General features: G+C 56.3%; 7 protein-coding genes. 4 read left to right on the plus strand and 3 right to left on the minus strand.

The features are described from left to right. The first annotated feature begins 225 nt into the window (after positions 1-225). From HY011_36000 to mutL, 4 genes are all read left to right on the plus strand, one after another. On the plus strand, positions 226-423 hold the full coding sequence (locus HY011_36000; protein ID MBI3428356.1) for a hypothetical protein: 198 nt from the start codon (positions 226-228) through the stop codon (positions 421-423). A 560-nt stretch (positions 424-983) separates the two neighbouring features. After that, positions 984-2,762 (plus strand): aspartate--tRNA ligase, encoded by a 1,779-nt coding sequence (gene aspS, locus HY011_36005; GenBank protein ID MBI3428357.1) that lies wholly within the window; start codon positions 984-986, stop codon positions 2,760-2,762. Between the two features lie 124 nt (positions 2,763-2,886). Beyond that, positions 2,887-3,249: a four helix bundle protein gene (locus HY011_36010; protein MBI3428358.1), complete on the plus strand. Its 363-nt coding sequence runs from the start codon at positions 2,887-2,889 to the stop codon at positions 3,247-3,249. 86 nt (positions 3,250-3,335) lie between these two features. Continuing rightward, complete coding sequence (mutL, locus tag HY011_36015; protein MBI3428359.1) at positions 3,336-5,369, plus strand: DNA mismatch repair endonuclease MutL; 2,034 nt, start codon at positions 3,336-3,338, stop codon at positions 5,367-5,369. A gap of 4 nt (positions 5,370-5,373) precedes the next feature. Here the strand turns inward: mutL and HY011_36020 are convergent, their stop codons facing one another. The 3 genes from HY011_36020 to HY011_36030 all read right to left on the minus strand — a co-directional run bounded on the left by HY011_36020 (position 5,374) and on the right by HY011_36030 (position 9,852). Further along, positions 5,374-8,667 (minus strand): VCBS repeat-containing protein, encoded by a 3,294-nt coding sequence (locus HY011_36020; protein MBI3428360.1) that lies wholly within the window; start codon positions 8,665-8,667, stop codon positions 5,374-5,376. 326 nt (positions 8,668-8,993) lie between these two features. Beyond that, positions 8,994-9,488: a hypothetical protein gene (locus HY011_36025; protein MBI3428361.1), complete on the minus strand. Its 495-nt coding sequence runs from the start codon at positions 9,486-9,488 to the stop codon at positions 8,994-8,996. Between the two features lie 13 nt (positions 9,489-9,501). Continuing rightward, a complete protein-coding gene (locus tag HY011_36030; GenBank protein MBI3428362.1) occupies positions 9,502-9,852 on the minus strand; it encodes a hypothetical protein in 351 nt (116 codons plus the stop codon). Between the last annotated feature and the right edge of the window lie 117 nt (positions 9,853-9,969).

Raw genomic sequence — 9,969 nt, forward strand, 5'->3', positions numbered from 1 at the left:
CAGTCGTGACACCAGTAACGCTGCTTGCCATCTTTCGTCAGGCCGTGCTTGACGATCTTTTCGCTGCCGCAGTGGTAACAGTTGATATTCTTCGTGACCTACGGGCGAGACTCTCACCTCTCACCCCGTTGAGCCACTACCGCCAATTTTATCCGCGCGGAATTCGGCTGGCCGTACAGCAAGACGATCTATTACGCCTATAACAACGTTGGCGCGCTGAGCGGCGTGGGCACAAACCTGCTCGGCACGGATGCGAGTAACACGACGAACGTCATCAATGGGTTGCAATTCAAGGCGTTTGGCGCAATCAAGCAATTGAATTACGGCAACGGCTTGCAACTGACGATGGGTTACAACGCCAACCGCCAACAACCGATCACGATGAAAGTCGGGCCGAACGGTAGCGGCTCGATATCCGCATGATTACGGACGGCGTTGATCCGAGTTATTCGGTGAATTACACCTATGACAAATGCAACTGACTGACGCACGCGACAGCAGCACGGCTCTGGCGACAAACTGCATTCAGTGCGTGACCGAGTATTGTCAGTCGCGGCAATTCAGCGGCGGAAGAAGCGCGATCTGCCGAGATTGCGCCGCTTCACCCGCTACAGCTTGGCGGTCGCCTTAGAATTGAAGAGGTTTGCTGCTAAAGCTGTGCAACCTCGGCAGATTGCGCTACGCCTGCCACGCTTGACCTTTCCCTTGTCCGCAAACTTATGGAGTGCGCCGCAACGCGGGCGCAACAACAGCTTGGGTTGAATTGTGCCCGCCGCGAGGTTGGCCTGCGCGCACGAATTTCTTTGCCCGCCCTAAGTATGTTAGCCTTGCCGCAGCTTCCCTGGCGTTTCCTAGCCGATGGATTGGTGCTCCCAAACGCACCGTAAACTCCCATCCCGCAAGCGCAGGAGCCCGACACCGCAGACGCCGCAACCGGTGTGCTGGGGGCGGTAATTTTTTTATTGCAGGTAAACAAAGAAGGCATGCTCGATCATTTAGGACAAACCAAACGAACTCATAGCTGCGGTGCGCTGCGCCGCGAACACGCCGGCCAGACCGTCACCCTGATGGGGTGGGTCAACAGCTACCGCGATCATGGCTCGGTGCTGTTTGTGCACTTGCGTGACCGCGCAGGCATCACGCAGGTCGTGTTTGAACAGGAACGTGACGCCGCCTTGCTGGAACGCGCTCAGGCCGCGCGCGGCGAATATGTGTTAGCTATCACCGGCACGGTCGTGTTGCGCGACGAAAAGAATTTCAACCCGAATATGGCGACCGGCGAGGTCGAGGTTTACGCCTCGGAACTCAAGGTGCTGAACGACGCCCAGACGCCGCCGTTCGAGATAGACAATTGCAAAGCGGCGGAAGATTTGCGGTTGAAATACCGCTACCTGGATTTGCGCCGCCCTGAAATGCAGCAGAACTTCCGCCTGCGCCACAACCTGACGATGGCCGTGCGGCGTGTGCTGGACGGGCTGGGTTTTTATGAAATCGAAACGCCGATTCTGACCAAGTCTACGCCCGAAGGCGCGCGCGATTATCTGGTGCCGTCACGCACTTTTCCCGGCAAGTTTTTCGCGCTGCCGCAATCACCGCAATTGTTCAAACAGTTGCTGATGATTTCGGGCATGGACAAATACTTTCAGATCGCGCGCTGCTTCCGCGACGAAGATTTGCGCGCAGACCGCCAGCCTGAATTCACCCAGATTGACATCGAGATGAGCTTCGTCCAGCCGGACGATGTCTTCGCGACCATCGAACCGCTCATCGTCGAATGCTTCAAGACCGCCGGGATCGAGCCACCCGCCACGCCGTTCCCGCGCATGGCTTATAGCGAAGCGATGAACAAGTACGGCTCAGACAAACCCGATCTGCGTCTGGGGCTGGAGTTCGTTGACCTGTCCGAATTGTTTGCTGAAAGCGGCTTTGCGGTCTTTGCCGACGCGGTGAAGAAAGGCGGCGCGGTCAAGGCGCTCACCGTCAAAGGCGCGGCCACGTGGTCGCGCAAACAATTCGACGAGATCATCGAACACGCCAAACGGCACGGCGCGGGTGGACTCGCATACATTCAAGTGCAGGAAGGTGAAAGCAAATCGGCGCTGACCAAGTTTTTAGGTAACGATGGCATCAACGCGGTCAATGCGGCAGCAGACGCCGAAGTCGGCGACGCCGTCCTGATGATCGGTGGCAAATGGGATGTCGCCTGCAACGCGCTCGGTCAGGTGCGTCTGGAAATTGGCCGCCGCGAAAAGCTGATTGACGAGACGATCAACAAGCTGCTCTGGGTCGTGGACTTCCCGATGTTCGAGTACCACGCCGAAGACGGGCGCTATTACGCGATGCACCACCCGTTCACTTCGCCGATTGACGAGGACATTGACAATTTGGAAGGCGGCGACTTGGCCCACGTGCGCGCCAAGGCTTACGACCTCGTGTTCAACGGCAGCGAATTGGGTGGTGGCTCGATTCGTATCCACCGCTCCGACGTGCAGGCCAAAATCTTCCAGGCCTTGGGCCTGAGCGAAGAAGAAGCGAGAGAGAAATTCGGCTTCTTCCTGGACGCGCTGAGCTACGGCACGCCCCCGCACGGCGGCATCGCACTGGGCCTGGATCGGTTGGTGATGCTGTTTGCGGGCGCGAAATCCTTGCGTGACGTGATCGCCTTTCCGAAAGTGGCGAGCGCTTCGGATTTGATGACCGACAGCCCGAACGTTGTCGCGCCGGAGCAATTGGCGGAATTGAAGATCAAGTCATTAGCTTGAGGAAGATGCTAGATGCTGGATGTTAGATGCTAGGTTTGAACCGAGGTGTTCTTGCTAGCTTGAATGTGGTTAGGTCAACGCCTACTTCCTAGCATCCAGCATCTAGCATCTAGCATCTTTTCCTATGACTGAACAGATCAAAAGCCATCGCGATTTGATTGTCTGGCAGAAGGCTGTGCATTTGGTTGTGCATTTGTATGGAATCACGAAAGCGTACCCCAAAGAAGAAACTTACGGACTAACGAGTCAAATTCGGCGGGCAGCGACTTCAATTCCCGCCAACATTGCCGAAGGTCAAGGGCGCAGATTGGCTGGTGAATATCAACAGTTTCTCGGCAATGCACGCGGCTCTCTTTGGGAGCTCGATACTCACATTGAGGTCTCGTTCCGACTCGATTACATCAATCAACAGCAATACCAAGAACTCCGTGACAAAATGGATGAGGTCGGACGAATACTCAACGGCTTGATGCGCTCAATAAAGTAGGTGTTAGATGCCGGATGCTGGCATTTGGCACCTACAATCCCCTTCTTCCTAGCATCCAGCATCTAACATCCAGCATCTTCTCTTCTATGTCCAAAATCCGCGTCCTACCCGACAGTCTCGCCAACAAAATCGCCGCCGGTGAAGTGGTCGAACGCCCGGCCTCCATCGTCAAAGAACTGCTCGAAAACTCGCTGGACGCGGGCGCGCAACGCATCGAGGTCGCCATCGAGAGTGGTGGCCGCCGCCTGATTCGCCTAGCCGACGATGGCGAAGGCATGTCGCGCGACGATGCGATTCTGGCCTTTGAACGCCACGCCACCAGCAAGCTCAAAACCGCCGAAGACCTGGACGCCATCACTACGCTCGGCTTTCGCGGCGAAGCGCTGGCTTCGATTGCTTCGGTGGCAAAGGTGCGGCTGCGCACTCAAACGCAAACCGATCTGGCCGGCACCGAGATTGAAATCAGCGGCGGGCGCATGCTGAATGTGCGCGACATAGCCTTTGCGCGCGGGGCCGAGTTTGAAATCCGCGATTTGTTTTTCAACGTGCCCGCGCGCCGCAAATTCCTCAAATCCGAAGCGACCGAAAACTTCCACATCGCCAATCTGGTCACGCACTACGCGCTCGCCAATCCGCAACTTTCGTTCACGCTCATCAACAACGGACGCGAAAGCATCCGCGTCACACCGGTCAACGATCTGCGTGAACGCGCCTATCAACTCTTTGGCGGAGATTTCATCAGCGGGCTAATTGAGGTAAGAGCGGCGGAAAATTCCGGCATCGGTGAATTGGGCGTGCGCGGCTTTGTCTCTTCGCCCTCGGCCACACGCACGACGCGCGACAGCCAGTACTTTTTCATCAATGGTCGTTATGTGCGCGACAAAGTGCTCAGCCGCGCTTTGCTCGAAGCCTACCGCGCGATGATCCCGTCTGGCGTTTATCCATCGGCGATGCTCTTTGTCGAACTGCCGCCGCACGAAGTGGACGTCAACGTCCATCCGGCCAAGACCGAGGTGCGTTTTGTGCGCAGTACGATTGTGCACGATCTGGTGCGCGACGCCATCCGTTCGGCCATCGGCACAACCAAATCTGCCGTAACGCTCTTTGCCGAAAAGAAGCAGCCCGCGCCCGAACAGTTAAACGCCGAAGCCAGAACCGCCGCACTCGATTCTTTCTTGTCCGAACAAGCGCCCAAACCCACCCGCACCGAATTGCGCGAAGGCTTCCGCTTGCAGATGCCGCAGCCGCCCGCGCCCCCGCCCGCGCCACAACAGCAAAAGATTGATTTGAGCTTTGCGTCTGCGCCAGCACCAGTGATTGAAGTAGAAGAAGCTGCGGGAGCGGCCACCGAACCAATTCTTCACCCGCCAACTGCCGGCGAACAACCACCAACGGACAACGGCGAAACGCCAACTGCCAACCGCCAACTGCCAACCGCCAACTCAGTACTGCATTACAGCAATCGCCTCGGCTGCTTGGGCGCACGCGGCGCAGACAACAGCAATGCCCAACTCAAGACAGCCCAGAACCTGACGCTGCACTTCGACGAGATCAACATCGGCGGCCAATTGCACAACAGCTTCATCCTTGCCTCTGACCGCACCGGCCTGCTCATCATTGACCAGCACGTAGCCCACGAGCGCATCCTGTTCGAGCAACACTGGCGCAACCTGCGCAACCGCAAGATCGAAGTGCAACGCCTGCTCATCCCCGAAACCCTCGACCTGACGCCCGCCCAAGCCGCCGCCTTCGATCAAGTACTGCCCGAACTCGAAGCCAACGGCTTTGAACTCGGACGCCTCTCGGGCCGCACGATTGCGCTCAAAGCCATCCCCGCGATTCTCGGCGCAGGCACAGCCCAAACGTTGTTGCTGGAATTGCTCGACGCCATCGAACAGGATCGCAAAGGCCTCTCGCTGGATGAACTGCACGCCGAAATTGCCGCCAGCCTGGCCTGCCGCGCGGCCATCAAAATCAACATGCCGCTCGCGCCCGCAAAGATGCGCTGGCTGCTGGACGAATTGTTGCGGATGGAAAACCCAGCCACCTGCCCCCACGGACGCCCGATCATTTTGCGGATGACGATGCGCGAGATCGAGCGCGGCTTTCAGCGTTCCTGAGTTGTCAGCGGATACCGGTTGATGGGCAGGGAACATCTCCGGATTGCCCATGCGTCTGTCCCAAGATAGAGCCATCGGTACTACGCAACACAGCCCAAAGACCACCAGTCGGACGCCAAACGGCAATATCATATTTGCCATCGCCATCATAATCGGCAGGCGTGGGAACATCGAAATAGGGTGCACTACTGGTACCCCACAACTGGAGGATATACCCACCATCGGAAGACTTGCGGATGTACCAAATCTGATCCGCGCCACGCCAGATCGCCAAATCGGTACGCCCATCTCCATCATAATCACCAGGTACTGGCGTATCGTTGTACGGGGCATAGCCAGCTCCCCATTGGATTTGTGAAAGCGAACCGTCAAAACTGTTCAGGATCAGCCAGTTCGGTGTCGGTGCCACCGCCGAGGGACGAAACACTGCAAGGTCTGTCTTGCCATCGCCGTCGTAATCGGCGGGCACCGGAATATCGTCCTGCTGCCCGTGCACTTGAATTAGGTAGGAGCCGTCCGAACTGCGTTTGACGAACCAGGTACCACTGCGCCGGAAGACGGCGACGTCGGTCTTGCCGTCGCCGTCGTAATCGCCCGGCGTCGGAATATCGAAGTATGGCGCATAGTTTGCACCCCACAGTTGAACTATCGGACTGTTGGGCGTTGCGCTGGGCCGGATATACCAGAGCGAATCCGCGCCGCGCCAGATGGCGTGATCGGCCTTACCATCGCCATCGTAATCACCAGGTACGATAGTATCGAAATAGGGCGCATACCCAGCGCCCCATTGTTGCGTAGCGACAACACCGTTAGAGCTATTCAGCACATACCAATTAGGCGTGGGCGCAACGGCAGCGGGCCGAAAGACGGACAAATCCGCTTTCCCATCGCCGTCAAAATCCGCTTTGCTAAATGCCGCCTGTTGCAAGACACTAAAAAACTGCCCGGCAATCGTAAACGTCGCTTTACGTACTGCGCCGGTGTTGGCGGTTACGGTGTAACTGACAGTGTCATTGCCAGTACCGCTCCCGACGGAAGTAATCGTAATCCAGGAAGGTTTGTCCGCCACAACCCAAGAGCAGCCGCTAGCAGCCGTGACCATCACTGTGTCATTGCCGCCAGCCCTTGTGAATTGCGCCTGTGATTTATTGATCAGAGGAACACAGTTGTTATTGGACACCACATTGAAATCGCTGTCCGAAATATCAAAAAAGATGTTGCTCATGGCTTCAATCTTCAGCCGTGCAGGGTCAGTGTTGGAAGTATGTATAATAGTCGGCAAGGTAATTCCTTCGATTCCATCATTGTTGGTCTCCGCCATTAACACATGGGGAAACGTATTGCCTCCATCTAAGGACAACGAGATTTTGACTTTTGAGCAAAGTATCGGCGCGACGTTGGTGTTATTGGCCTGCCACCGAACCACGCGCCCTGTTCCAACAGGCCAATTGCCGGTGAATGATTCAAACTGAAAAGGCCCGCTGTTGCCATCCACCGTGAGTTGCACCGTGTCATTGTTGACGCCTCCATGTCCGTCGCGCGCCGTCACCATGAAATTGAGCGTGCGTGCCACCTGCGGCAAACTCTCGGCGGTTTTGAATACACTCACTGTATCGGGCGGCACGTTCGCGTTATTCAAAATGTATGTCAGGCTCGGAAAGGTACGCGTCGTAATATTGGTCATCGGCAAGAAGGGCCGGAACAGCGGGCGCGTGGTGTTCGTGTTGTTCGCAAGGTCGCCTGCGTCGGTGTACGGCCCGTTGAAAAAGTCTGCGCCGCCCGCATCCACTTGTTCCCAAGCGTAGGTCACCGTGTCACCGCTATTCGAATCGCTCGCCATCGCCGTTAAGGTGAACGGCGTACCTTTTGGGGTAGTGTAATTCGGAGTCTTAAAAGTGAACATCGGCGCGCTATTCGCTACCCCACCATTCATTATTGTGCTCGTCGTCGCGCAATTCGTACTGACGAAGCTGCCTAGGAACTGATTGATCTGCGCAAAACTGGTCGCGTGGAAGAAGTCTCCGCGCGCCGTCACAATCTCGTGACCGGAGCACGCGCCAGGGTTAGACATCAGCGACACCCCATTGCCCGGTTCCACTGCCGAGTCCCCGAAGCGCCCCGCCCCCGCGCAATCGGCGTTCTGGGTGTGCATTGCGCCGAATTGATGGCCCATTTCGTGCGCGATCAGTCGCACGCTGTTGGCATTGCCAACAGCGCCATTGACCAGCAATGCCGCGCCACCTTTGTATGGCCCGTTGCTATCCGCCGCGTTTTCGCAGACCACGCCGATATACGCTGTCCCGCCGCTGCCCGTGCCCAATACCATGCCCAGATCGTAGCTGCCTTCCGACAGCTTATTTTTGAATAAAGCCCTGACCTCATCGGCCATCAGATTCACAGTGCCGTTGGTGAATTGATCAGGCTCATCGTTGCGAAAGATCAGATCTCCATTGCTGACCAACGTGAATTGAATGGCTAATTCGCTGCTGTAAATCAAATTTACGGGCGCCAACCAGTTTTGCAGTGTGGCGTAGATGTTTCCCTCAATGACAGTCGGCGAGCCAGTCCCCCCATAGGCCACGGCATATTCCTGCGTCGTCGCGATTGCCAGCCGATATGTGCGCAACGTTGGCCCAACTGAGAAAGTAGCGGCGTCCGCCGGTGCCGCACGTTTGGCTTGGGCGAAGGCCATTTGTTTGAACTGGGCGAAGCATACGGCGTTCTGCGCCTGCTCCGCTTCTACCCCTTCGACGAGGCTGACGTAATCGAGTGGGAAGCTGTCTGCACTCGTCGGCGCGTCCGTCAACGGCTGAATCCGCAGCGTATCTGCGCCGTCGCGCACCCAGGCGCGCAAGCCCAGCGGAGTCCAACTGCACCACACCGCCAGCCCCGGATTGTCCACGCCCTGGCCGCGATAGCTTTTCAATTCAGGATATTGCGCCGCCAACTCGGCGGAGAGCACCGGCGCCTCCACAACGCTAAAGCGCGCGAACGAACCATCGGGCAGCGGCAAGGCGATGACCGCCGCAGGTTGCTCGCTCCGCCCCGCGCGTTCCGGCCCGGCTTGTTGCAGGGCTTCGCGCATCACCTGTTCGCGCAACCGGAAAACGCGCGCGGGCTGTGCCGCCGCTGCATTCCCGTGCGCCTCACGCGCCGCCGGTTCGACCGTTTCCCAAAACGCATTCCCGCCTTGTTGCGCCGCACTCGCCCCAGCGCGCCGCGCGGCCATCGGCATTGCCGCCAGCAGCAACCCAACCAAGACAGACAGCGCCCAAAACAACCGGGCGCTTTTAGGCAATGAATGATGGCGCGGAAATGAAAGCTGGAATTGGTCTTCATTGGATTACTCTCCGTGGTTTGGACACACTACGCCCTGGCGCGACAGCAATGCGGGGCCGCGCATGGGGAAATTCCGTGACAGAGCAAATCTTGTTAGTCGGTTTTACGCATCATTCCGATAACTTCGATGGAAAGCCCGAGCCTTAACCGCACTGAAGCAAATGAATCCTCCGGCGTGAGACATAGCGCATGACCTGCGGAGTTGGTACACGCAGATGCGTGAGCCAAGTAGCCGCCAGTTACGGAGCCGATGCGCAAGTGGGGTCAGGCTACCAAGCAAACCGGTTAGCGAATCTGCTTCTTCTTCGGACGAGAAATACTAATCTCATCGATTTTCTTACGTTGGCTGAAACGAAACTGAATACCTTCTAAGTAATAAAACCACTCACGGAAATAATCTCCGTTGTGAAGGACAAAAGGGTCACCTTTCTGATCTGGTTCTCCATAGATTCTTAATACTTTGGAGCGTGAGTCGCCAAGTTGTACCCCGCTATCCGTTTTTACTTTAGCACCCTGCTGATTTTCAGTATTGGCCTGATAAAAGAAAACTATCTTGAGTTTGCCGCCTCTTTTACCAAAGTCTAAACTGATGCCACGGTCTTCGTAGATGTAAAAATACGAATCCTCATACTTACGGACTACTCGGTCAGGTTTTCCTAGACTCATCTTTACTTCCTGCTCTGTTTGGCCTAAGTGGACATCAGTAGCCCCAAAGCCGGGACGAACAACAATCTCATCTTTCATGATTGTTGGCTTTGTACGCATCATTTTTTTTACCATACGTCTTACCTTATTAGTGTCCCTTACCTGTTCTTGTATCTTCCTCGGACTTCTTCAGTCGATCAAGCTGCCGGTTAAGCTCACGTTTAGCCTTTTTAACAGCTTCTGTATCTGCTGGCGTCTTGTTGGGTACTTTCTTTAACCTGTCAACTTCCTCTCTCGCTTTCTTCACTCCTTCCTCAGCCACTTTTACAACATCTGGATTAATCTTTCGTACATTTTTGGTTTTGCCCTTACCCATTTCAATTGGGGGAGGTGGTGCTAAAGGCTGTGCCTGCGTCTGTGGCGGCGTTGCAGTTTGTGGAGGAGAAGGTGCCCCGCTCGTCCTCGGCCTAGCTATGTAGTCCTCAACTGCTCGTGCCAAGGCACCTAGCCCCGCCGTCACCAGTGAAATGGTGCCTAACGTAGCAGCAGATGGAGCTGTTACAGGAATTGTAACCACTCCGGTACTGGCTGCAACCGAAACCAAAGCCCCTGTACC

Source organism: Acidobacteriota bacterium, from assembly GCA_016196035.1.
Lineage (GTDB): Bacteria > Acidobacteriota > Blastocatellia > RBC074 > RBC074 > JACPYM01.